We start from the raw sequence: 23634 nt of genomic DNA, 5'->3' as shown, positions 1-23634 counted from the left end.
ATGTCGGCACAAGGTTCCCTTCAGACGCGGACACGTAAAGTTGACCGAATTACGGACGTGCGCCCTGATCGGGATCCGCCGGGTCATGCGTATGAATGCCAATGCAGACACGGATCTCTCTGATCTGGTGGCTTGCCGGCGACCGGATGCGGTCGCGGGGATCCCGATCGACTGCCTTGGTACAGACTACGAAATAGTTCAGGATGTAACCCGTGGCCGCGGACGATTTTTACAGCGAATTGCCGAGTTTTTCAGATTTCAGCGCGGTCGGCGCCCTGGATGAATACCGGCCTGTCCCGGACGACTGGTATGTTCTGGCCGCCGACATCGTCCAGTCGACAGATGCGGTCGCGGCCGGACGGTACAAGGAAGTCAACATGGTCGGCGCGGCGGTCATCGCGGCTGTCCTGAACCGCATCGGCCGCGACAGGGTTCCCTTTGTCTTTGGCGGAGACGGGGCCACGCTGGTGGTGCCGGCGCGTCACGTCGCGGCGGGCCGGGAGGCGCTCGCCGGCGTCGTTGACCTTGCGCGGCAGGTGATGGAACTGGACCTGCGGGCAGCGGCCATACCGGTGTCTCATCTGCGTGAGCTGGGCGCCGACATCCGCGTGCGCAAGTTCCGGCTCAGTCCCGGCAACCATCTTGCGATGATCCTGGGTGACGGGCTGGCTGTTGCCGACCGGATCCTGAAAGACCCTGCGCAGTCGGCTCCGTTTGTCATTCCCGTCAGCCAGTCGGCGCTGCCGCCGCTGGACGGGCTGTCCTGCAGATGGGAGCCGCTTCCCGCGCTCAAGGGGCACATCGTCTCGCTGATCCTCAAGCCCGCCGGCGAAATCCCCCTTCCGGACGTCATGGAGGAGATTGCCGGTGCCCTCGGGTTCGACCCGCTCGCGGACGGTTCCAGGACACGCCTTGCGGAGAAGAGCCGGCTCAGGTTCAGGTTTCCCCCCGCGGGCGCGCGCCTGGAGATCCGCATGGGATCCGCGGACAATCGTGTGCGCGGATGGGCCAGAACGCTGCTCCAGTCGGTGTTGTTCGTGGTGTCCTGTTCCACCGGATTGCGCATTGGCCCGTTCGATCCGAAACGGTATTTTCCCGAACTCAGCACGAACACGGACCACCGGAAGGTCGGTGACAGTCTGCAACTGGTTCTGGATCTGACGCCCGAAGAGCTGTCCTCGTTGAAGAGCCATCTCGAGGCGGCGTTCAGGGCGGGCGCGGTTGTTTACGGAATGCACGTTTCGGACAGTGCCCTGATGACCTGTTTCGTGGAGGACATCGGCAAGGGGCACCACATTCATTTCGTCGACGGTGCCGACGGCGGGCTGTCGCTCGCCGCCGCGCAATTCAAGACACACCAGTCCGAACTGGGCGTGGCTGCGGTCCCTCGCCCCGGACGGTGAGGACAAGGTCGTCCGCGGGTGGCGATTGCAGGAAATTCTGCTTCAGGATCAAGGCCGCCAACGCCTCTTGCGGCACGGCTCTGGAAATCAGGAACCCCTGGATGACATCGCAGCCGTTGCGCTTGAGCCAGTCGCGCTCGCCTTCGGTTTCCACGCCTTCCGCGAGCACGCTGATGTCCAGGCTCTTTGCAAGGTTGATCAGCGCGCTGGTGAATTTCTGAAGGCCGGGGTCGGTATCCACGCCCGACACGAAGCTGCGGTCGATCTTCACGCGGTCGACCTTCAGGTCGCGCAAGCTGGAGATGCTCGAGTGGCCGGTTCCGAAATCGTCCAGCTCGATGAAAAAACCAAGGTCCGACAGCCGGGCGATGTTGTCCTTGATCGGGTCGGCCGTGATTTCGTCGATCATGACGGCCTCCAGGATCTCGAGACTGACGCTGGACGGCTCCAGGCCCAGGCTCCTGACCTGAAAATGCAGGGCGTCGACAGCCTTGGCGCTTGCCAGCAGGCTGGCCGTCACGTTCAGCCCGAGATGGATGGGCTGGCGTGTTTTACCGCGCAGGGCGACGGCAAGTTGCAGGGCGCGTTCACGGACGGTCGCGTCTATCGCCTCCAGGTAACCTGCTTCGACGGCCGCCGGCAGGAAAGAGCCGGGATAGCGGACAATACCGTCGTCTATCCAGCGGGCCAGGGCTTCCGCCCCGACCACTTCACCGGTGTGAATGTCCATCTGCGGCTGGTACCACGCGACGATGTCGCCATCGTTGAGCGCTTTCTGCAGTTCCTTGGCGGTTTCTCCGTTTTCCTCGAAGGCCGTCCGCATCTCCGACTTGAAGAGATCGTAGTTGCGTGGCCCCTTCTGCTTGGCGGAACGCAGCGCAAGGGCGACATCGGTGAGAAACTGGTCCGTGATGCGTTCGCCCGGCTGACTGACCAGAAGGCCCGCGTTGCATTCGATGGAGGTCTTCTGGCCCTGCAGGTTCCGTTCCTTGCCGAGGTCCCGAATGATATTGGCCGCAAGTAGCTCGAAATCCTCGGTGTGCTCGATATTGGGCCGCAGAAGCGTGAATTCCGTGCCGCCGGTTCTGGAGATCAGGTCATCGGCTTCAGCATACTGGATCAGCAACTGGGAGACCTCCCGCAGGATCGAGTCGCCGGCACTGTCCCCGAAACGGTCATTGATCGTCTTGAACTGGCGCAAATCGAGGACCAGAAGCCCGGTCGTCATGTCAGGGAGCGGCTCGGTGCGCGAGCGAATGGTGTTCAGCAGCGCCCGGCGGTTCGGCAGACCTGTGAGCGGATCGTGGAAGCCGAGATTTTCAAATTCCCGAAGCGTCCTGGCGGCAAGGCTGCGCGACAGCAGGACCGCGATCGCAAAGGCCACAATGATGACGAGGCCGCCGATGATGCCGGCGAGCACGACATCCCGCTGCGTCGCGGATCGTTGCAGCAGAAGATCCCCGTTAAGATAATCCAGGCTGGCATTCCAAAGCATCAGGGTTGCGCGCACGAGATCCGGATGCGCTTCGATGACACCGTCGGCGTTGATGTCCGAACCGCTGGTGGCCGTGATGGTCGACGACAGCAATTTGCTGCCCTGCGACTGAAACACGAAATTGGCCTTTCGAAAGGCCTGCGCCACCCGTTGAAGCTCCGCCGCGTTTGTACCGGTCAGTGCATCCAGATATTGCTCGGTCTTGAGAGCGGCGCCATCTGCGGAGGCCTTGAAGCGGCCTCCCTGGACCGGGATCAGCATCTTTTCCCAGATATTGATCTTCGAGCGTTTGACAAGCTTGCGGGCACTGTCTGTTATTTTCGAGGATTCGATGATGACCGAAAACAGCAAGGAGTTCACGAGATCCGGAAGCGTGGAACTCTCATAGGAGACGGCCATGTCCAGTTTCGCCAGATGGGACACGGCTGTGCTGAGCTGCTGGGCGTAGCCCAGCGACGTTTTCACGTCCGGCTCGTTGGTGAAAATATCCAGCATCCGGGTGAGGCTTTCGGTCTGGGCAGGGCCACCGAAGCTGATCAGGTCACGGCGCAGCGGAACCGGAAGCGCGCTCAGTTCTCCTGAAACGGCTTTCTCTTCGACCAGGGGGGTGAGCGCCTGAATAAGATTCAGGCCGCTCAGGCTCCGGTCTATGGCGTTGACGTCCTCGAATTTGTTGTAAAACCAGAGCGAGGCGAACAGCAGACAAGGCGCCAGAAGAAATACGATCAGTCCCGTCAGCCAACCGCGGATGCGCACTTGTGAACCCTCAAGATTATCTTTTCCTGCCAAACAAGTATCGGAAAAGGTTTAAAAAAAAGCAAATTCAACATCTTGCTCCGGATGCGCGGAAAATCTGGAAAAAAACCGGCCACAATATTTGGTTGATCGCGCCGGTTGAGCCGAAATGCTCCGGGTCTTGGTATTACTGATCAATAAAAAATCCTTGGAAACCGGCGCCGCATGGTGATTTCTGCGGTGGCCCGCGCTGCGGACTTGAGCTTGCGGTCCCGATGGCGTATCGCTCGGCACCTGACAGCAAACTATCAAGCCTCGGAAGCCTTTCATGTCGCATAACAGTTTCGGACACCTGTTCCGGGTGACAACCTGGGGAGAGAGCCACGGTCCCGCGATCGGCTGCGTTATTGACGGCTGTCCGCCGCTTCTTCCGCTGACCGAGACCGATATTCAGGGCTACATGGACAAGCGCCGTCCGGGGCAGTCGCGGTTCACGACCCAGCGACGGGAGCCGGACGAGGTCAAAATACTCTCCGGCGTCATGGTCGACGACGACGGTGTCCAGAAGACCACCGGAACGCCGATATCATTGCTGGTCGAAAACACCGATCAACGCTCCAAGGACTATTCCCAGATCAAGGACCGGTTCCGTCCGGGCCATGCAGACTTCACCTACAATGCCAAATACGGCATCCGCGACTATCGCGGCGGCGGGCGTTCCTCCGCACGCGAAACGGCAATGCGCGTTGCCGCCGGTGCGGTGGCGCGCCAGGTTCTGCAGGGCGTGACCATCCGAGGTGCTCTGGTGCAGGTCGGACCGCACCGGATCGACCGGGGCAACTGGGACTGGGCGGAAGTCGACAACAATCCCTTTTTTGCACCCGACGCCGCCGCCGCGGCGTTCTGGGCGGACTATCTGGACGGCGTGCGCAAGGCCGGTTCCTCGGTCGGCGCGGTGGTGGAGATCGTTGCCGAAGGCGTTCCCGCCGGCTGGGGCGCGCCGGTCTACGGCAAACTCGACACCGACATCTCCGCGGCGATGATGTCCATCAATGCGGTCAAGGGCGTGGAGATCGGCAACGGCTTTGCGGCCGCGGGCCTGACCGGCGAGGAAAATGCCGATGAAATCCGCATCGACGATGTCGGCCAGCCGCTTTTCCTGACCAACAATGCCGGCGGTGTCCTCGGCGGCATTTCCAACGGCGATCCGCTGGTCGCGCGGTTCGCGGTCAAGCCGACCTCGTCGATCCTGACCGAGCGCAAGTCGATCACGCGGCAAGGCGAGGAAGTCGACGTGATGACCAAGGGCCGCCACGATCCCTGCGTCGGCATCCGCGCGGTCCCGGTGGGCGAAGCCATGATGGCCTGTGTTCTCGCCGATCATTTCCTGCGCCATCGCGGCCAGGTCGGGTAGGGGCATTTTCGGCGATTACATCTTGTTACAATTCCGGGGGATGGTTGCCATGGACCTTTCCGGGAAAGCAACTAGTTTCAGGATCTGCACAATAGATTGTGCCGATCAGGGAGCCTTGAGATGAATGACATGACACCGGTCCGCCGCATGACGGCGAAGGACTTTCCCCAGGAACTGCTCGATCTTTACGATTTCTATGCGCACGGCAAGATTACCAAGCGCGAATTCATGACGGGCGCTGCGAAATTTGCGGTTGCCGGCGTGACGGCGGCCATGCTGCTGGATCAACTGTCGCCGGACTACGCGCTTGCCCAGCAGGTGGCCCCGGACGATGCGGACATTGTTACCGAACGCATGACCTATCCCTCGCCGAACGGACATGGCGAGGTCAACGGCTACCTGGTCAAGCCGGCCGGTGCGACCGGCAAACTGCCCGCCGTTCTCGTCGTACATGAGAACCGCGGTCTCAATCCCTACATCGAAGACGTTGCCCGCCGTCTCGGCAAGGCCGGCTTCATGGCGCTGGCGCCGGACGGATTGACGTCCGTCGGTGGTTATCCGGGCACGGACGACAAGGGGCGCGAACTTCAGCGCACCGTCGACGGCACCCTGCTCATGAACGACTTTTTCGCCGGTTTCGAGTTCTTGCTCAATCATGACGACAGCACCGGCAAGGTAGGCGCCGTCGGCTTCTGCTACGGCGGCGGTGTCGTCAATGCGATTGCGGTCGCCTATCCGGAACTGGCGGCGGGCGTGCCCTTCTACGGCCGTCAGCCGGACGCCGCGGATGTCGCGAAGATCGAGGCGGCCCTGTTGCTGCAGTACGCCGAACTGGACGAGCGGATCAATGCGGGCTGGCCGGCTTACGAGGAAGCGCTCAAGGCCAACGGCAAGGACTATGTGGCCCATGTCTATCCGGGCGTGAACCACGGCTTCCACAACGACACCACGCCGCGTTACGATGAGGAAACGGCGAAGCTTGCGGAAGAAAGAACGATCGCCTTCTTCAAGGAACACCTGACATAAACGGCGGACAAGACGCATTCGGGCCCGGGCGCTGACACGTCCGGGCTAGACGAACTTGTAGGCACGGATGCGTTCGAGGATCTCTTCGGGATCGGCGGACAGCGTGTGCAGATTGATCGCGAGCAGTTCCCGGCCATGCTCGCGCGGCGTCCGCTTCCAGTTGCGCATCATGAACTTCTTCCAGAGCGGGATCGACTGGGCCTTGATCACGGCATTGTCCAGCGAGCGGGTCAGCAGCACGTCCAGTCTGACGATTTCTACGTTGCGGACGGTGCTGCGTTTGACGTTGGTCATCCGGATGGCCGCCCAGTCGATGAAGCCTATGCGCTCGACATAGAGCCCGTCCTCATTGGCGCCGAGCTGGGGCTTGCCCTTCTCGATCATCGGATAGTGCCGGTAGGCAATCGCGATCGGGGCAATCCCGGCGATGGCCAGAAGCGGCATGCCGCCGATAATGCCGATCGCTGCGAACAAGACACCCAGCAGCAGGCTGCCATAGACCAGAATTTCGCTCTGGCTACGATTGAAGCCAACCGTGAAGGGAACCGGCTCCGGTTTGCTTGGCTCCTCGTTTGTCTGTGCCGCTTTCCTGGCCACCATGTAAGATCACCTCGTCAGGGATCCTCAAGTGTCGAGGATCTCGGTTTCGTCAATCTTGATGTCGAACCCCTCCAGCCCGACATAGTGCCGCTCACGCGATGCCAGCAGGCGAATGGAGCTGACACCCAGGTCCTTCAGGATCTGGGCGCCGAGTCCAACCTCCCGCCATTGTTCCTGTCTGGCTTGCGCGGAGCTGTGCTCTTCGGCTTCGGCGGCGTCCAAATCGGTTCTTGGCCGTTTCGACTGCCGGGCGACACCCACCGAGCCCTCCCGCAGATAGACGATGACGCCCCGGCCGCGCTCGGCGAAATGCCGCATGATCTGATCGAGAGGCTGCGCCTCCCCGAACACGTCGTCGAGGACGGATTCCAGTTGCAGCCGGACGGGTACGCTGCGGCCGTCGAGAATGTCGCCATAGACGATGGCCACATGATGCATCGGGTCGTAGGGTGTCGAATAGGTGGTCGCATAGGCCGGCCCGAAAATCGTTTCGACGGGCTGTTCGTTCACCCGCTCGACCATGCGTTCGGTGCGCTGGCGCCACGCAATCAGGTCGGAGACCGACACCATTTTCAGATCGTGCTCGGCCGCGAATTCCGCGACCTGCTGACCGCGTTTCACGGTGCCGTCGTCGTTGACCAGCTCACTGATCACGCCAACCTGCTCCAGACCGGCCAGGCGGCACAGGTCGACGGCGGCCTCCGTGTGGCCGGAGCGCATCATGACGCCGCCTTCCTTGGCGACCAGCGGGAAGATGTGGCCGGGGCGAACGAGATCGTCGGCGCCGACATTCGGATTGGCCAGCGCGTGCACGGTCGCGCAGCGCTCCTCCGCCGAGATCCCCGTCGTGAGACCATGGCGGTAGTCGACCGAAATGGTGAAGGCGGTCGACAGCGGGGCGTCGTTTTCCGCCACCATCGGATCAAGCCTGAGCCGGCGCGCCTGGGCAGCGGTCATCGGCGCGCAGATGATCCCCGAGGTATGGCGCACCATGAAGGCCATCTGCTCTGGGGCGATCTTGGCGGCGGCGACGATCAGGTCGCCTTCGTTCTCGCGGTCGTCATCGTCGGTCACGACAACCATTTCACCACGTTCGAATGCGCGGATTGCTTCAGCGACACGGGCCTGGGACACGGGATGCTCCTTGGTAGTGGACAGTCCGAGAAAATCGTTCGGGGTGACGCCGCCACTGGTGGCGATGGCGATTTTGCGGGCCATGTCCCGCGAGACCCAGACATTCGGGTCGTTGCACAGGGCTGTGACCGACGCAGGAGACAGGCTTGCGCGCCGCGCGAAGGCGCTGCGGCTTTCTCCGGTCTGCAAGAGCCATTGATCAAGTCTCATACCCGATCATATATGCGCGTTCGCATTCAGCCTCAAGAGAAGGCTGTCAAAAAATTCAGTATGGCTGAAAGATCAGGTGGATTTCACGAATTCCACGGCCCGGGAGACAAAGGCCGGGGTCATCCAGCGCTGCTCCAGACCTTCGCTTGCGCACAGGCCGGTCAGGTCCTCGTCGAGGTAGGACGTGAAATAGGGCTCGTGAAATTGCTGCGGAAACACCGAAAGCAGGCCGTCATAATCCGGCACGTCCCCGGTCTGCAGACTGTCGACGAACAGAAAGGACCCGCCGGGTTTCAGGACCCGGGCGACCTCGGCGATCACCTGGCGCCGAACCTTGGGCGGCAGTTCGTGGAAAAGATAAACGCAGGAGACCACATCCACCGAACCGTCCGGAAAGGGCAGGGCCTCGGCCATGGCCGTCACGAACCGCGCGCGGCGCGTGGTCGTTCTTTCGCGGGCGACGTTGAGATAGGGCTCGGACAGGTCCAGTCCCGTGCCGGTCAGGCGTGGAAACGCGGCCAGTGCCGGACGCAGCAGCCCACCGGTGCCGCAGGCAATGTCCAGATAGGCGACCTTGCGCTGGTCCTTGTGCCGGAGAATGCGCGCGAACGGCACCAGCGCGCGCCGGCGCATGGCGGCGGTGGCGCCGGAAAACAGCACATCCACCTGGAAATCATACAGCCGGGCGCTGTCTTCCGACAGCCAGCCGTCTGTCTGGAAATGGAAATTCTGGCGATAATAGCGCGGCAGGGCGGCGGCGAACCCGTCAGGCTCCGCATTGACTTCCTGGTGCGCGCCGGTGGCCCGGCGGCGGGCGACTTCCGGAACATCCTTGAAGAACGCGCGGCTGGTGGCAAGAAGTTCGCGCGGGCTCATGGTGCCGTCTGAAGGTATCGGATAGTGCCCGGCCTCGACCGCCTTGAGGTCTTCCGCGAACAGGGCCGCGATATCGGCGAGCATGCGTCTCTCGCCCGGTATCGGCCCGTCGGGCACGATCCGGGGCGTGTCGGGGAGATCCTGCTGCAGGCGCCTGTGCATGCGGCGCATGAGTTGCGAATGGGCGGTGTACAGCGCCACGCGGCTGCCCTGATGGAGCGCATAGCGCGTTCTGAGGGCAAGACGCCCGAGCGAGGGCAGTTCCCGGTGTTTATCGGCAGGCCTGAAATCCCCGTCCGCCGCGCTCATGGCTCACTCCCGTGTCAGTACAGCAACCACCTCTATATGGGGCGAATAGTGGAACTGGTCCACCGGTGTGACGCTTTGCAGCACATAGCCGCCGTCGATCAGGATCCTGAGGTCCCGCGCGAGCGTTGCCGGGTTGCAGGAGACGGCGAGGATGGTCCTCACCTTCGAAAGCGCAAGTTGCTCGGCCTGGGCCTGCGCGCCGGCCCGGGGCGGATCGAAGACGACCGCGTCGAAGGCTTCCAGTTCGTCGCGCACAAGCGGTCGGCGGTAAAGGTCGCGCCGCTCGAAGGTGACCTTCTTCAGCCCCTGGGACTTGCGGAGGGCCTTGTCGAAGCCGGCAATGGCGGCCGCGTCGCCCTCGACAGCGTGGACATTGGCCGACCGGGCGAGGCGCAGCGCAAAGGTGCCGGCTCCGGAAAACAGGTCCGCCACCTTTTTTGCCTTGCCGGCACCCGCCATGACCAGCCTGGAAAGGGTCTGTTCCGCCGAAAGTGTCGCCTGGGTGAAACCACCCGGGGCGGCGACCAGTCCGATCCCGCCCATGTCGAGCAGGGGTGGACGGACCTCCAGGATCACCTCGCCGTTCACGGACAGGCGGGCGAGCCCGAAGTCGACGGTCTTTTGTGAAAGTCCCGGGATCTTGCGTTCATAGCCCTTGTCGGCCTTGTCGATGGCCACATCCAGGCCGGTGGTCGTGCACAGCACCGTCAGGCGCAGCTCGCCCTTCTTGGGCAGCACCTCGGATGCAAGGGCCTTCAGTCCGGGCAGGGCGCTGACGATGGCCGGGTCCAGAACAGGGCATTCCTCGATATCCACCAGGCGGTGACTGGCCTTCTCGTGATACCCGAGCAGCGTATGTCGTCCGGCCCTTGTGGCCGTCAGCACCGCCCGCCGTCGTCCGCCCGCAGTCGCGGCAATGGTGTCGGACACCGCGAATTCTATTCCCCGGTCGCTCAGCGCGTTGGTCACAAGATCGCGCTTCCAGGCCAGATAGGGCTCTTCGGCCAGATGCTGCAGCGAACAGCCGCCGCAGGCGTCGTAATGCTTGCAGACCGGCTGTCTGCGGTCTCCGGAGGGCGTTTCAATCACCGGGTCGAGCGCGCGGCCGTTTTCAACCCGCGCACGAACGACCTCGCCCGGCAGTGCGCCTGCTACGTAGATCGGGCCGGTGTCGGTCCGGGCGATGCCATCGCCGCGGTGACCGAGCTCGGAAACAGTCAGTTCTCTCTCACTCATGGCAGAGCGATAGCGCCAAGCGGAAGGATGAGCAAGCCGTTTGGCCCGAAGGAGCGGATATGCATCACGATAACCGCAAGTTGTCTGCCATAATAATCAACTCAAGGGAAAAACAGTTTTTACCTCGAGTTATCAATCCTGTGGGGGAATCGACGTTGAAGTCGGGCAGATAAAAATCTAGCCTCGAACAAGTCGGGAAAAGAAAACAGAAACTTGTCTACCCGGCTTTTGGGAGGAAGTAATGAAGACTATCTTGACGACACTGGCCGCAGTCTCGCTGCTGGCCGGTAACGCACTTGCCCAAACAGCGGGCCTGCCGGACAATCTGGCAAAGCTTGGCGCCTTCAAGACGACGGGTGTCACCGATTTTACCGTTGTCGAACAGACCGGCCCCTTTGCCGACGGCATCAGGAAAAACCTCCAGCGGATCAAGCTGCCCGACGGGTTCAAAATCGAGCTCTACGCGATTGTTCCGGATGCACGTCACATGGCGGTCGGACCCCAGGGGATCGTGACCTTCGTCGGCACCCGGAAGACCGAAGTCTGGGCGGTGACCGACCGCAACAAGGACCGGGTGGCGGACGAGGTCAAGAACTTTGCACCGTCGCTGACCAAGGCGATCCCGAACGGGCCGTGTTTCACCAAGGACGGTTTCCTGATCATCGCCGAGCAGAACCGCGTGCTGCTCTATCCGGCAGCCGAATTCTTCTATGAAAGCCCCGACGTGGTCGCTGTGCCGATCGTTCCGAGCGGCACGCTGGTCCCGCCGGATGAAGAGAGCTACAACCACACAGCCAGGGTCTGCAAGATCGGTCCGGACGGCAAGGTCTATATCTCGCTCGGCCAGCCGTTCAACGTCTTCGCGCCGGAAAAGATGGAGCTTTACAACGAAACCGGGATCGGCGGCATGATCCGGATGAACACGGACGGGACCGACCGCGAGGTTTACACCCGCGGTATTCGCAACTCGGTCGGCCATGACTTTCATCCGGTGACCGGCGATCTGTGGTTCACCGACAACCAGGTTGACGGCATGGGGGACGACATCCCGCCGGGCGAGCTCAACCATCAGACCGATGCCGGTCAGCATTTCGGCTTCCCCTGGTACGGCGGCGGCAGCGTCCGCACCAACGAGTACAAGGATAGCGAACCGCCGGCGGATGCCGTGTTTCCTGCCGTCGAAATGGTGGCTCACGCGGCCGATCTCGGCATGACCTTCTATACCGGCAAGATGTTCCCGGAGAAGTATAAAAACGCGATCTTCTCCGCCCAGCACGGGTCCTGGAACCGGACGACACCGGTCGGCGCACGCGTCATGGTGACCTTCATAGATGACGAGGGCAACGCGACCAGCGAGCCGTTCGCCGAAGGCTGGATCGACGAGAACGACGAGTATCTCGGCCGTCCGGTGGATGTCGCGCAGCTTCGCGACGGCTCCATTCTGGTCTCCGACGATCTGGCCGGTGCGATCTACCGCATCAGCTACGGCCAATGATGCGAGCTGCACTCCTGAGCCTCGGCGTGGTGTTCCTCGCCGGGGCCGTTCCGGCCGCCGAGTTTCCAAAGGGAGATGCGCAGGCCGGCAGGAAACAGGCGGGCCAGTGCCGGACCTGTCACGGGCTTGACGGGTTTGCACAAATTCCGATTGCGCCGCATATCGGCGGGGAGCCCGCTGACTACATTGCGCAGCAGCTCACGGCCTTTCGGGACGGAACGCGCACACACGAAATGATGAGTGTCGTGGCCAAAAGCCTCGACGATGAAAAGATCGCCGATGTCGCGGCCTGGTATGCCGGACACCGGATTGTCGCGACGCCGACCCGGGGCGAGGACGGCGCGCCGCCGGACTGTGTCTCCTGCCACGGCGTCGACGGCATTGCGGTCATCGAGGAAGCGCCCAATCTGGCCGGGGAATCCACGATCTATATCGACACGCAATTGAAGGCCTTTCGGACAGGCAAACGGACCAATGAGATCATGAACCAGGTTGCCGCCGACATGAGCGATGCGGACATCCGGGCGGCCGCGGACTGGTACGGATCGGTGAAGATCGAAATCCTGCCCCCGGCGACACAGTGACCGGGCTCCGGGCTGGCCGGTCTTTCAGGTCCGGTCGGTCCTCTCCCCGCAAAGCAGCCATTCCGAATTGCCGTCGCCACCCTTGACCGGGGAGGGGACAAGCGCGCCTGCCTGCCAGCCGGGCACGGTGCCGAGCCAGGCCTGAAGGTCTTCGGCAACCGTTTCAGCGACAGCAGCATCAACCAGCCCGCCCTTGCCGATCCTGTCCTTGCCGGCCTCGAACTGCGGTTTGACCAGAAAGAGGCCTTGTGCTCCCGGAGCTGCCAGCGCGAGAGCGGGCGGCAGGGCGAGTTTCAGGGAAATGAAGCTGACATCGGAGACCAGCAGCTGCGGATGGTCACCGTCGAGATCCGGCAGCGTCAGATCACGGGCATTGAGCCCTTCGCGAACCCTGACCTGGGCGTTCTGGCGCAGGCTGTCGTGCAACTGGCCATGGCCGACATCGATTGCATGAACCCTGGCGGCGCCACGTTCCAGGAGGACCTGCGTGAAACCGCCGGTCGAGGCGCCGATGTCGAGACAGATCCGCCCGGCCGGGTCGATGCCGAAGCGGGCAAGGCCCTCGATCAGCTTCAGTGCGGCCCGGCTGACATAGCCGGAGGCCGGGTCCCGAACGATGATGGCGGACGCGGGCGAGGTCTTGTGCGCCGGTTTGGTGCATAGGGCGCCGTCCACGGACACCGTACCGCGCAGGATCGCGTCCCGGGCCCGGGCCCGGCTTTGAAACTGGCCCGTGTCGACGAGATGCTGGTCAAGGCGTTGTTTCGGCATGGGCGAGGCGGTCAGAAGCAGCCGGCGATCGCCGAGATCAGGCGATCGACATAGACCCGCTCACCGGCATAAAACCACAGCGCCGCCGCCAGCGCGACGATCCCCGTCGCACCGGCTGCCAGTCCTATGAAAAGCGGTTTACCCATGCTCTCCGGCTCGCTTTCCGACCCGCTCCCAATCTATTTCATGCCCGGTTTGCACTTATGAGGAAGCGGGGGCGTTCTCGATCAACCGGCGCAGCTTCTGCAATGCGGTTTCCTCTGCCTCGCCGTAGGCGATGGTGCCGACAAACTTGTTGTCCGCATTCATCAGATAGACGGCGGCGGAATGGTCCATCGTATAGTCGCCATCGTCAAGGGGCACCCGCTTGGCGTAGACCCGGTAGGCCTTCAGCATGACGTCGACCTGTTCGCGCGAACCGGTCAGAGGCGCAATCCGCTTGTCGAAGGCCCAGACATAGTCGCGCATCACGTCCGGCGTGTCCCGTTCCGGGTCGACCGTGACGAATGCATAGTTCAGCTTGCCGGCATCCGGACCGAGTTCCGCCATCCAGCCCTGCAGTTCCGACAAGGTGGTGGGACAGACATCCGGGCAGAAGGTGAAGCCGAAGAACATCACCGTCGGTTTGCCGGCAAACGTCTTTTCCGTCACCGTTTCACCCGAGCCGCTGACAAGTTCGAACGGGCCGCCGATGGACGCAAGTGGCTCGATCAGCGCACCTGAATTCTGGTTGCCCGCGGTTTGCTGGTAGACCAGCCATCCGGAAACGACGGCAAGGGCGGCAACCGCCGCCCAGGCCCCGTACCGGAAGAGTTTCAAACCAGACATGGGTCGTATCCTCTTCAGGGTGTGATCAATTGGTGCTGTGGTTCATGTGGCCGCCATCCGGGCTTTTCGCGCCCATCTTGGCAACCGGCAGCTCCACCGCAACGTCGCCTGCTTTTTCGAACGTCAGTATCACGGGCACGTTGGTGCCTTCCTCAAAAGACTCCTTCAGTCCCATGAACATGATATGGAGGCCACCGGGTTTCAGGGCAACGGTTTCCCCGGCCGGGATTTCGATGCCATTCTCCAGTTCACGCATTTTCATGACGCCGTCGGTGACGGACATCTCGTGCAACTCCACTTTGGCGGCAACGTCGGAGCTGGCGGCGATCAGGCGGTCGGCGTCGGAGCCGCCATTGACGATCTCTATGAAACCGCCGCCTGCTTTCGCCTTCGGCGGGGTCGCACGTGTCCATGCGTGGCTCAGCGTCAGATCGCCGACGGTGGTGTCCTGCGCCAGCGCAGACAATGAAACAAGCGAAACGACCGCTGCTGCGGCGATGGATTTTAAGAGGCTCATGATGAGTATCCTTGATATCTGAGAACTTCGGGGTTTGTCAGATCAAGGAGAGCGGCGGTGCTCTGATAGCCCTGGTACGCTCGAATTGCCGGGGAAGAGTGGTCGTCGTGGCGGCTGCCTCAGCGCCGGCTCCGGAGAACGGGTCGGGATTCGTGGCAGCGGACAGCGTCAGAAGTCCCGGTCCGAACACGCAGCCGTGGCTGCAAACGGGACCGCACTGACAGGTGAGGGGATCGTGGGATGCCGGAGAGGTCCGCTCCAGGCCGGATGACTGGCACAGTCCGGTCAGACCGGTCGCGACGGCCGCATCCGGTGTGAGGGCGCTGGCAAGAACGAGAAGACACAAGCGCGCGGCGAAGGCAACAGCCGTCAGCGCCACCAGCGGGTGGCGCTCTTGCCGGAGCATTTGCAATCGTGTCATGCGCGGGGTCATGGAGCGGCTATAGGACGGATCCGATGCGATGTCGAGCGGCGAAACGGCACAGGCCCCGCCGCCCGTGCCATGCGGCCGGCAGCCGCTTAAGCCGTTGTGTCGCTGTCACGGACGGGCTGTGCGGTCTCGTCCGCCGATGCCTCGGAAGGGTCGGTGCCGTCGTCCTCGGCGGTGTCGAAGTTGTAAATGTCGTCCTCGTAGGCCGGAAACTCCTCGGGCGGGATGACATATTCCTCCGTTTCCCAATCGAGCGGCTCAGGCGAGATGACCGAACCGACCTGGGCAGTGGAGGTGTATTCGAAGTCCGTCTTTTCCTCGGACGTGAGCGCCTGGTAGACGAAAATCCGGAAGACGATGAAGGCGACCATGACGATATTGGCGCCGATCACCATGACAAAGAGGCCGGACGGTCCGATCTGCCCCATGATGACGGACGCAAGCAGGGGGCCCACGATGGAGCCGATGCCGAAGGAAAGCAGCATGCCGGACGAGGTTTCGACAAACGCTTCCGACGGTGCGTGGTCGAACGCATGGGCGACCGAGATCGCGTAGAGCGGCTGTGTGACCATGCCCAGAGCGACTGCCGAGCCGATTGCGATGTAAAACGTGTCGGGCGAAAACACGACGATCGCAAGAGACGCCGCGATTGTGGCGGCGCCCAATCCGACCAGAACCAGACGCCGGTCGACCCTGTCCGACAGACGGCCGACCGGCCACTGGGCGAGCACACCGCCGCCGACGATGGCCGCCGCGTAGAAGGCGGACTGATTGGTCGACAGGCCTATCTGTGAGCCGTAGAGCGGTGACAGCGTCAGCAGTCCGCCCTGCGTCGCGCCGATGAACAGAACGCCGACAAAGGCGGCGGGCGAGTTCTGGTAGAGCTGCTTCGGGCGGAAACGCACCAGGGTGATCGGCGCGGGCTGCGCCGATGTCGTCAGCGAGATCGGGATGACCGCGATGCTGACCGTGACGGAGGCGATCACGAAGGGCACGAACGAAGCGATGCTCATCGTCGCGATCGAAATCTGACCCATCATCAGGGCGGCAAACAGGATCACGATGTAGAACGACATGATCGTGCCGCGGTTTTCGTTGGTGGCGCTTTCGTTCAGCCAGCTCTCGACAATCATGTAGAACCCGGCAAGGCAGAAACCGGACACGATGCGGATCAGGAACCATGCGTAGGGATCGACGATCACCGGATGCATGATCGCGGAGGCCGACATCAGCGAAACCAGCGCGGCGAAGGCGCGAATATGGCCGGCACGCATGATGATCAGCGGTGCGCCGAGACAGCCCAGGACCAGGCCAATGAAGTAGGACGACGACATCGCACCGATCTCGAGATCGGAAAAATAGAACCGGTCGGCGGCAAGGGGCAGAAGCGTGGTCTGCAAACCGTGCCCGAAAACGAAGAGGGCGACGGAAATCAGGAGAGCGGACACGGAAAGAAGCGTCTGAGCCATGACGGCATCCTGGAAAAGACAACGGTCGACAGCCCTTTCCGGAGCTGCCCGTTGCGATGCATGGAATAAAACAATAGCGCCGTCGGAACGCGGCGCCATCGATGTTGCAATCCAGCATTTTCAGGTCTGGTGGCAGCTGTCAATCACCAAAAACCGCCGCTCCCCCGGCCAGATCGGGCAGTCGGCGGGTCCGGGGGCCGCGCACAAGGCTTATGCGAGGCGGGGCGCGCTCACGGTGTGCTTGCCGAGGGCGGTGAACACCGTCTTCAGGATACCGTCGCGATCGAGCCCGGCCTGGGCGTACATGACATCCGGCTTGTTCTGGTCGATATAAATGTCCGGCAGGGCGAGCGTGCGCACTTTCAGGCCGTTGTCGAGCAGGCCCTCCTGCGTCAGACGGGTCAGCACATGGCTGCCGAAGCCGCCGGCGGACCCTTCCTCGATCGTCACCAGGACCTCGTGTTCGCGGGCGAGCCGCCGGATGAGGTCGATATCGAGCGGCTTGGCGAACCGGGCGTCGGCCACGGTCGTCGACAGGCCGGCCGCGTCGAGTTCCTCCGCCGCTTTCAGGCATTCGTTCATGCGGCCGCCAAAGCTCAGCAGCGCGACCTTTGTCCCCTCCCGGCGGATCAGGCCCTTGCCGATTTCCAGGATGCTGCCGCGCTCCGGCATTTCAAGGCCGACGCCCTCGCCGCGCGGGTAGCGGAAGGAAATCGGACCCTCGTCATAGGCCGCCGCCGTGGCCACCATGTGCCGCAATTCGACCTCGTCGGCCGCCGCCATCACCACGAACCCGGGCAGACAGGACAGAAACGCCGTGTCGAAGGCGCCCGCGTGGGTCGGCCCGTCGGCGCCCACAAGTCCGGCGCGGTCGATCGGAAAGCGGACCGGCAATCCCTGAATCGCGACGTCGTGGATGACCTGGTCGTAGGCGCGCTGCAAAAAGGTGGAGTAGATGGCGGCGAAGGGTTTGAAGCCCTCCGTGGCCAGCCCGGCGGCGAAGGTGACGGCGTGCTGTTCGGCAATGCCGACATCATAGGTGCGTTCCGGAAAGGCCTCGCCGAAAAGGTTCAGGCCGGTTCCGTCGGGCATGGCCGCCGTGATCGCAACGACCTTTTCGTCTGCTTCCGCTTCCTTGATCAGCGATGTCGCGAACACATTGGTGTAGCTCGGTGCATTGGCCTTCGGCTTGGCCTGCTTGCCGGTGATGACATCGAATTTGGCGACGCCGTGATACTTGTCCCTTGCCCCTTCCGCCGGTCCGTAACCCTTGCCCTTCTGGGTGACGGCGTGGATCAGCACAGGCCCGTCGTGGGTGTCGCGCACATTTTTCAGAACAGGCAGCAGGTGCTCGAGATTGTGGCCGTCCACGGGGCCGACGTAATAGAAGCCGAGTTCCTCGAACAGCGTTCCGCCGGTCCAGAACCCGCGCGCATATTCTTCCGCCCGCGCGGCTTTCTCGAAAACCGGCTTGGGCAGGTTCTTGGCAAGGGTTTTCGCAGCATCGCGCAACGTCCGGTAGGTCGGGCCGGAAACAAGCTTGGCAAGATAGGCGGACATGGCGCCGACGGGCGGCGCGATCGACATGTCGTTGTCGTTCAGGATCACGATCAGACGGGAGCCGAGATGTCCGGCATTGTTCATCGCCTCATAGGCCATCCCGGCGGACATGGCGCCGTCACCGATGACGGCGATGACATTGTTGTCGCCGCCTTTCAGGTCCCGGGCTGCGGCCATGCCGAGTCCGGCGGAAATCGAGGTCGAGGAATGGGCAGCGCCGAACGGGTCGTAGATGCTTTCCGCTCTCTTGGTGAATCCGGACAGTCCGTTGCTCTGGCGGAGGGTGCGGATCCGGTCACGGCGCTCGGTCAGGATCTTGTGCGGATAACACTGGTGACCGACGTCCCAGATGACCTTGTCTGCGGGCGTGTTGAAGACATAGTGCAGCGCCACCGTCAGTTCGACGACCCCAAGTCCGGCTCCCAGATGTCCGCCCGTGATCGATACGGCATCGATCGTCTCGGCCCGCAATTCCTCGGCAAGCTGCTGCAACTGGGTTTCATCGAGTTCGCGCAGGTCGGCCGGCGACAAAACCTTGTCGAGAAGGGGGGTATCAGGCTTGGAAGACACTCTGCAGATTGCTCCACGAATTTGAATCTGGCGGGCAGGCATACACCAACCCGATATAGGGCGCAAATTCGCTGAGGGGAATGTGACGGAATGTTACCGGGGGGGCTCCCGGGCCGAAAGTGCGTCGGGATCGGCGCGATGACCAAAAAGGGCTAAATTTCTGGTTGGTGCTGCGGTATTTATGCAACTTTGCAAGAAATTGCTTTCAGTCACCCGTTTGGGTGATGCTTTGCGTACTGATCTATCTTAATTGAATGGGTGTGGTCGATGGGGCCACGTGCACAGTGATCAACTTGGGGTCGCATCTCGCGGCCCCTTTTTTTGTGCCTTGCGGCTTCCGAAGCGTTTTTTTCCTGCAGTCATTGCGGGGCGGCAGGGGCAAACAGATCCCTGCGGAAACTCTCTAAAACAGCTGCGCCAGCCGGTGAACCAGCTTTGCAAGTTGAAGTTGCGTGTTGACGCCGGTTTTTTCATAGATGCGCCGCAAGTGGGTCTTGGCCGTATTCCGGGTGATGCGAAGATCGCTGACCGTGGCACTCATGGATCCGGTCATGGTCAGATGCCGAGCCAGATGAGCTTCCGATTGCGACAGGTCGAAATGGTCCTGCAGCCATTTTTCGAGGTCCTCCGGCACCTCCCGGGCCTCCGAAACCTTGAGGACGAAAAACGGGGCCGGTGTCTGCTCCGGCGCGGCGCGAGACGGGTACACGGTGCTGATTGAAATACGTTGGGGAAAGCTGTCCACTTCGTCAATGACGAGGGATCGCTGAAGCTGGGTGTGCGCGCAGGCGGGGGGGGGCTGCGGGACTGCTGCCGCGGTCAGGTCGGCAAGCGCCGTATCAAGCTTCATGCAGGAGGTTGTGAGCCTTTGACCATTCGCGGTCGCAGCCCCCATTCTGGCCAGGGCCTTCATGACGTTGCCGGACTGCGCCAGAATATCCCGGTCCGCGTTGATCAGGACAGCGGGTCCGTCCACTTGCGACAACAGCAGGCGTTGAAACGCGTGGTCCCGGCGTTCCCGTTCAAGCTGGAAACAGATGTTCAGGCCCGGGGTGAGCGCTTGAACGATCGTCCGGAAGGTTTCATTGGCGACCGAGATGTCGATGGTGTTCGGATTGCGGCCTGTGAACAGGCAGCCGAACAGGATCGTGGAGGTGTCGGTGCGCCGGATCGGCGAAATCAGTCCCGGCGCCACAAGCAGGCTGTCTTCCAGCCCCGGCTGCATTGCGGTGACGTCACGGCCGGGTGTTCCGGCAGCTGTTTTGCCCGCTGGATCGATATTGCCACCCGGCCCGGCTGTTCTGCCCCTTGTCATGTTTGTCTTGCAATAGGGATAGAAGAGAGACGCCTCCGAGAGCAGGAACTGAAGCGCGCTGCGCCCGCCTTCCATCTCGATCTGCTGCAGCATGTTGCCGAAATCGAAAGCCGGTTGCTGACCGCCGAATCGAGCGGCCGGCGCGCCTTGTCCGTCGAACTCAGCCAGAAAAGATCTGCAATTGAGGGTTTCGTCGATGAAGCCAAGAACCTGCGGCCAACCATCGGTTTGTAACGGGCACTCCAGGACGCGCATAAGTAGTTTTGACTGGTCTGTTTCGCTAAGTGCCGGCATATCTTTTTGTATCTACTAACCTTTACATACGTTTCTCTTCTCTTGATAAATTTACTAACAGTTTTCAGTTGGCAAGGCAACAGTAGCTTGACAGTTCAACTGGAGAATAAACTTTAGGCGAAGATGTCCCGCCATCGGGCGGACCGGTTCAGCCAGGTTGCTTTCGGCCCGTTGCAAGATGCGAGCTGGATGGAGACCCGGGCTGTTCGGGAACCTGCGAAGGAACACGTGGAACGCGGCCGGACGGCAGGACCCCGGACCAGCCGGCGACAGCGGTTCGTTGAATTCTGTCTTCAGGCGTCGCCTGGTCGCAGAGAGCAGAGGATTTGCTGCACTGGCCCGTCTGTTGTACGGGCTTTCGAGGAAAATTCGCTACTGCGGATCGAGAGCCACTGTGCCACCGGCTTCACCGTTCTGGTCGAGCTGGATCTTCTCAACCTTGGCTTCGGCGGATTTTAGAAGCGTGTCGCAGTGTTTGCGCAGCGCGTCGCCGCGCTCATACATGTCGATGCTGCGCTCCAGCGGCACATTGCCCTGTTCCAGCTCGCGCACGATTGTTTCCAACTGCTTGAGTGCGTCCTCGAAGGAGAGGCCGGAAATATCGGTCGCGGCATCGGTCATTTGCGGGGTCCCGTCTGTCAGTTTGGCGTTCGATCCAACTACGCAAACTTGCGGGACGAAACGCGAACGTCAAGGCATCAAATGCAATTCGGACGCCTCATCCCCTTGGTTTTGGGACGTGTCGGGCGCATCGGCAGGCCTGCCCCGCCGGTGAAACGGCTGGATGCGCGGTTCCGGAGCCAGTCAGCCCGTCATCAGGGTCATGACGTGAGCGGCGACCGAACGGGCAAGTCCCTCAAGATCATAGCCGCCTTCCAGCAGGGAGATGAGATGTCCGTCGCTGTGTTTGTCGGCAACATCCATGAGCGCGCGCGTTGCCCAGGCAAAATCCGCCTCGACCAGATTGAGGCCGCCGAGGGGATCCCGGGCGTGGGCGTCGAAACCGGCAGACACGATGACCAGTTCAGGCGCGAAATCCTGCAGGCGCGGCAGGATGACGACCTCGAAGGCCTCCCTGAAGCCGGCGCCGTCCTCGCCCGGGGCAAGCGGCGCGTTCACGATCGTGTTGGCCTCGCCGGTCTCGGACGCGGCACCGGACCCGGGATAAAGCGGCATCTGGTGGGTGGAGCAATACATCACGCTCCGATCCTCCCAGAAAATGTCCTGGGTTCCATTGCCGTGGTGAACGTCGAAATCGACGATGGCCACCCGGTCCATGCCGTATTTCGCCTGGGCATAGCGTGCCGCGACGGCCGCGTTGTTGAAAAAGCAGAACCCCATGGCCCGGTCTTTTTCCGCGTGATGACCCGGCGGGCGGGAAGCGGAAAAGGCGTTGCTGACCTTTTTCGTGAGCACTTCGTCAACCGCCCTGCACGCGCCGCCGACACCGCGCAGGGCGGCTTCCCAGGTTCCCGGCGACATGGTGGTGTCCGCATCGACACGGGCGGTGCCTTCTTCGGGCGCCAGCAGGTGTATCTGGTCGACGTAGCTCATCGGGTGTGCGCGCGCGATGTCCTCGACCGCGCCCATCGGCGCCATGTCACGAACCACGGGCTGGAACTTTTCATGTTCCAGGATCCGGTCGATGGCGCGAATCCGGTCGGGACGCTCGGGGTGGCCCACGGGTGTCAGGTGGTCGAGAAAGGCGGGATGGTGCAGGATCAGCGTGGACAAGGAAGCGTTTCCGGAAGACTTGTTGTTTTCTGTATCTCTTGCCGTCATCAGACCGGTTGCCGCTGGTGCTGTCAATTGCTCCGAAAGACCGAGGGAGCCTGCGCGCGGTTTTCCTGCTTCCGGAGAGTTTTGCCCGGTGGGCTCAAATCAAAAAGCTCTTGAGAGAAAAAAAAAGGGGCCGGCTGTTCTAGCCGGCCCTTGCTGAGGTGCGAGCACCGCAATGCCCGAGGGGAGGTCCGCTGCATCTCAATTCTGATTATCAAACTACGTGATTCCAGTAGGGGAATGCGAGCATTTTACGGTAATGGTCGTGAGCCGGCTTGTTGATAAGTTGTAGAATCTTATCGAACACCCGTATTTGTTGCATGGTGCGTTTAACCGGGAACCGGTTTAGGAATATCGATTTTATTTGGCCGCATCAGCGCAGGAATTGTCTGCAATTTCGTGGAATGCGGACCGGCCACACGGCCGCCTGCGAAGCGCTTTCGGGATCTGGATCGCTGTTTTTTAAGGACTTTTTGAGTGCTGCCCAGGAAAGCGGCACCAGGAACACCTTGGCTTCAAGTGCCGTCCCGATACACGTGGCCCGTCGTTTGTCAGTCTCTTGGAGCCGCGGCGCGCCGGAGCCGGTCGTTGATCGCCTCGCCAAGTCCATAGCTGGGGATAAACTGCACCCGGATCGTGTCGGCTCCGCTGGAATCCAGGTGCCGCATGGCCTGAAACAGGTTTGCCGCCGCCTCCGTCAGGTCACCCGACGCACTGAGATTGACTTCCGCACGGGCCTGCTGCGCTCCCGGCAGGGGGGACGGGCCGAAGGAGAGCAGGCCGTCCTCGGGGTCCGCTTGCTGTGCGTTCAGAAGCAATCGGGCGTTCGGGGCGTAGTGGGACAACAGCATGCCGGGCGCGGCCGGGGCGTCCGGCTGTGCATCGGCCGCGGGAGATTTCAGGTCTGTGCCCAGAACCTTTTCGATGTCTTCCCGGGCAATGCCCCCCGGCCGCAACAGCCGGGGCGTTGCGTCGGTCAGGCCGACAATCGTGCTTTCTATGCCGACCGCGCAGGGGCCGGCATCGATGACAAAGCTGAGCGCTTCTCCCAGGTCGGAGATGACGTCTGCGGCGCGGGTCGGACTGATCCGGCCGGAGCGGTTGGCGCTCGGCGCCGCCAGCGGGCGTCCGGTCCGTGCCGACAGGAACCGCATCACGGCGCCATCGGGCACACGCAGGGCCACGGTCTCAAGGCCCGCCGTCGCAAGATCGCAGATCGCGGACGACGTGCGCTTGGGAACGACCAGTGTCAGGGGACCCGGCCAGAAGGCATCCGCCAGTGCAAGGGCCCGGTCGTCGAACCGGCCATGCTCGCGGGCAGCCTCGAGCGTCGGCACATGCGAGATCAGCGGATTGAATTGGGGCCGGCCCTTGGCCGCGAAGATCCGTGCGCAGGCCGTTGGGTTGGTCGCATCCGCGGCAAGCCCGTAGACGGTCTCGGTCGGTACCGCCACCAGCTCGCCCGTCAGAAGCGCGGCGCAGACCGCCTCCGCTTCCGGATCGCTCTGCCAGTCCGGTGAATTGATGTCGAGTGTCCAACGCTGCATGCCGCGAGCCTTATCCAGCCGGTTCCCGCGGATTGAC

At 62.2% G+C, this 23634-nt stretch carries 21 protein-coding genes; 5 read left to right on the top strand and 16 right to left on the bottom strand.

What is annotated here, in order from left to right; translation table 11 throughout:
* Positions 1-212 precede the first annotated feature (212 nt).
* Positions 213-1403, top strand: a complete 1191-nt coding sequence (locus tag AC0VX3_RS21930) for a DUF3095 domain-containing protein (RefSeq protein WP_475522298.1) — start codon at positions 213-215, stop codon at positions 1401-1403.
* Here AC0VX3_RS21930 and AC0VX3_RS21925 read toward each other — a convergent pair.
* Positions 1348-3654 (bottom strand): putative bifunctional diguanylate cyclase/phosphodiesterase, encoded by a 2307-nt coding sequence (locus AC0VX3_RS21925; RefSeq protein WP_475522297.1) that lies wholly within the window; start codon positions 3652-3654, stop codon positions 1348-1350. The genes AC0VX3_RS21930 and AC0VX3_RS21925 overlap by 56 nt on opposite strands.
* Before the next feature lie 307 nt (positions 3655-3961).
* On the opposite strand from AC0VX3_RS21925, the gene aroC reads away from it, so the two are divergent.
* Both aroC and yghX read left to right on the top strand, forming a co-directional pair.
* The gene (gene aroC / locus AC0VX3_RS21920) at positions 3962-5047 is read left to right on the top strand and encodes a chorismate synthase (RefSeq protein ID WP_342894408.1); all 1086 of its coding nucleotides are present in this window, start codon (positions 3962-3964) and stop codon (positions 5045-5047) included.
* Positions 5048-5167: 120 nt separating this feature from the next.
* Positions 5168-6073 (top strand): YghX family hydrolase, encoded by a 906-nt coding sequence (yghX, locus tag AC0VX3_RS21915; protein WP_342894409.1) that lies wholly within the window; start codon positions 5168-5170, stop codon positions 6071-6073.
* 45 nt (positions 6074-6118) lie between these two features.
* Here the strand turns inward: yghX and AC0VX3_RS21910 are convergent, their stop codons facing one another.
* The 4 genes from AC0VX3_RS21910 to AC0VX3_RS21895 form a co-directional block, all read right to left on the bottom strand.
* Positions 6119-6673: a hypothetical protein gene (locus tag AC0VX3_RS21910; protein ID WP_475522296.1), complete on the bottom strand. Its 555-nt coding sequence runs from the start codon at positions 6671-6673 to the stop codon at positions 6119-6121.
* A gap of 24 nt (positions 6674-6697) precedes the next feature.
* A complete protein-coding gene (ribB, locus tag AC0VX3_RS21905) occupies positions 6698-8017 on the bottom strand; it encodes a 3,4-dihydroxy-2-butanone-4-phosphate synthase (protein ID WP_475522295.1) in 1320 nt (439 codons plus the stop codon).
* A 72-nt stretch (positions 8018-8089) separates the two neighbouring features.
* Positions 8090-9202 carry a class I SAM-dependent methyltransferase gene (locus AC0VX3_RS21900; protein ID WP_475522294.1) on the bottom strand — a complete coding sequence of 371 codons (1113 nt, stop codon included), beginning with the start codon at positions 9200-9202 and terminating at the stop codon, positions 8090-8092.
* A gap of 3 nt (positions 9203-9205) precedes the next feature.
* A complete protein-coding gene (locus tag AC0VX3_RS21895; RefSeq protein WP_475522293.1) occupies positions 9206-10438 on the bottom strand; it encodes a class I SAM-dependent RNA methyltransferase in 1233 nt (410 codons plus the stop codon).
* Between the two features lie 241 nt (positions 10439-10679).
* Here AC0VX3_RS21895 and AC0VX3_RS21890 point away from each other — a divergent pair, with 241 nt between their 5' ends.
* Both AC0VX3_RS21890 and AC0VX3_RS21885 read left to right on the top strand, forming a co-directional pair.
* Positions 10680-11933, top strand: coding sequence for a PQQ-dependent sugar dehydrogenase (locus tag AC0VX3_RS21890; RefSeq protein ID WP_475522292.1), 1254 nt, complete (start codon positions 10680-10682; stop codon positions 11931-11933).
* The gene (locus AC0VX3_RS21885; RefSeq protein ID WP_475522291.1) at positions 11930-12517 is read left to right on the top strand and encodes a c-type cytochrome; all 588 of its coding nucleotides are present in this window, start codon (positions 11930-11932) and stop codon (positions 12515-12517) included. The genes AC0VX3_RS21890 and AC0VX3_RS21885 overlap by 4 nt, the downstream gene beginning before the upstream one ends.
* Positions 12518-12541: 24 nt before the next feature.
* Here the strand turns inward: AC0VX3_RS21885 and AC0VX3_RS21880 are convergent, their stop codons facing one another.
* The 11 genes from AC0VX3_RS21880 to AC0VX3_RS21830 all read right to left on the bottom strand — a co-directional run bounded on the left by AC0VX3_RS21880 (position 12542) and on the right by AC0VX3_RS21830 (position 23597).
* Positions 12542-13288, bottom strand: a complete 747-nt coding sequence (locus AC0VX3_RS21880) for a TlyA family RNA methyltransferase (RefSeq protein ID WP_475522290.1) — start codon at positions 13286-13288, stop codon at positions 12542-12544.
* Between the two features lie 11 nt (positions 13289-13299).
* Complete coding sequence (locus AC0VX3_RS21875; RefSeq protein ID WP_342894417.1) at positions 13300-13434, bottom strand: hypothetical protein; 135 nt, start codon at positions 13432-13434, stop codon at positions 13300-13302.
* Positions 13435-13489: 55 nt separating this feature from the next.
* Positions 13490-14116, bottom strand: coding sequence for an SCO family protein (locus AC0VX3_RS21870; RefSeq protein WP_475522289.1), 627 nt, complete (start codon positions 14114-14116; stop codon positions 13490-13492).
* 25 nt (positions 14117-14141) lie between these two features.
* Positions 14142-14633 carry a copper chaperone PCu(A)C gene (locus AC0VX3_RS21865; RefSeq protein ID WP_475522288.1) on the bottom strand — a complete coding sequence of 164 codons (492 nt, stop codon included), beginning with the start codon at positions 14631-14633 and terminating at the stop codon, positions 14142-14144.
* 37 nt (positions 14634-14670) lie between these two features.
* Positions 14671-15054 (bottom strand): hypothetical protein, encoded by a 384-nt coding sequence (locus AC0VX3_RS21860; protein WP_475522287.1) that lies wholly within the window; start codon positions 15052-15054, stop codon positions 14671-14673.
* 98 nt (positions 15055-15152) lie between these two features.
* Positions 15153-16532 (bottom strand): MFS transporter, encoded by a 1380-nt coding sequence (locus AC0VX3_RS21855; RefSeq protein ID WP_475522286.1) that lies wholly within the window; start codon positions 16530-16532, stop codon positions 15153-15155.
* Between the two features lie 210 nt (positions 16533-16742).
* The gene (dxs, locus tag AC0VX3_RS21850) at positions 16743-18704 is read right to left on the bottom strand and encodes a 1-deoxy-D-xylulose-5-phosphate synthase (RefSeq protein ID WP_475522285.1); all 1962 of its coding nucleotides are present in this window, start codon (positions 18702-18704) and stop codon (positions 16743-16745) included.
* Between the two features lie 361 nt (positions 18705-19065).
* Positions 19066-20271 carry a helix-turn-helix transcriptional regulator gene (locus AC0VX3_RS21845; protein ID WP_475522284.1) on the bottom strand — a complete coding sequence of 402 codons (1206 nt, stop codon included), beginning with the start codon at positions 20269-20271 and terminating at the stop codon, positions 19066-19068.
* 372 nt (positions 20272-20643) lie between these two features.
* The gene (locus AC0VX3_RS21840; RefSeq protein WP_342894424.1) at positions 20644-20892 is read right to left on the bottom strand and encodes an exodeoxyribonuclease VII small subunit; all 249 of its coding nucleotides are present in this window, start codon (positions 20890-20892) and stop codon (positions 20644-20646) included.
* A 183-nt stretch (positions 20893-21075) separates the two neighbouring features.
* A complete protein-coding gene (locus AC0VX3_RS21835; RefSeq protein ID WP_475522283.1) occupies positions 21076-22005 on the bottom strand; it encodes a histone deacetylase family protein in 930 nt (309 codons plus the stop codon).
* Positions 22006-22601: 596 nt separating this feature from the next.
* Positions 22602-23597: an L-threonylcarbamoyladenylate synthase gene (locus tag AC0VX3_RS21830; RefSeq protein ID WP_475522282.1), complete on the bottom strand. Its 996-nt coding sequence runs from the start codon at positions 23595-23597 to the stop codon at positions 22602-22604.
* Positions 23598-23634: the final 37 nt, after the last annotated feature.

This window comes from Roseibium sp. QJM3NY_11 (assembly GCF_056173175.1).
This window is presented reverse-complemented; position numbering and strand designations above follow the sequence as displayed.